Genomic DNA, 508 nt, shown 5'->3' with positions numbered 1-508 from the left:
CTATTTTCTTCTCCATGCGTCGCTACAAAGGCGCTTTTAGATGCATTCCAGTTCAAAGTGACTCTTTGAACTGGAATGCATCTAAAAGCGCCTTTGTAGCGACGCATGGAGAAGAAAATAGCAGTAGCAAAATTACATCTCTTGCCAATGGAGACATTACTTCAACCTCAAGCGATGCTGTAGCGGGCAATCAGCTTCATAGTCTTGGCACCAAAGTTGCGACGTCTTTAGGTGGTAGCGCTAGCTATGAGAATGGCACATGGACTGCTCCTACATTCACGGTTAAGAGCTTTACAAAAGATGGAGATGTTTCTGACTCGACTTATAATGATGTCGCTTCAGCCTTTATCGGTGTTGGTGATTCTATCGCGAATATTAAAAATGAGATTGAAAAAGGAATTGCTGGTGAAAAAAGTGACTCTTTGAACTGGAATGCATCTAAAAGCGCCTTTGTAGCGACGCATGGAAAAGAAAATAGCAGTAGCAAGATTACATCTCTTGCCAATGG

Annotated in this window: 1 pseudogene; it reads left to right on the top strand. The window is 42.3% G+C overall.

What is annotated here, in order from left to right:
- Positions 1–508 (top strand): annotated as a pseudogene (locus ACFINZ_RS12195) (hypothetical protein); the annotation flags it as partial.

Origin of the sequence: Bartonella sp. AA81SXKL, from assembly GCF_042196945.1 — a bacterium.
GTDB lineage: Bacteria > Pseudomonadota > Alphaproteobacteria > Rhizobiales > Rhizobiaceae > Bartonella.
The sequence above is the reverse complement of the archived record's forward strand: the minus strand, read 5'-3'. Positions and strand labels throughout refer to the sequence as shown.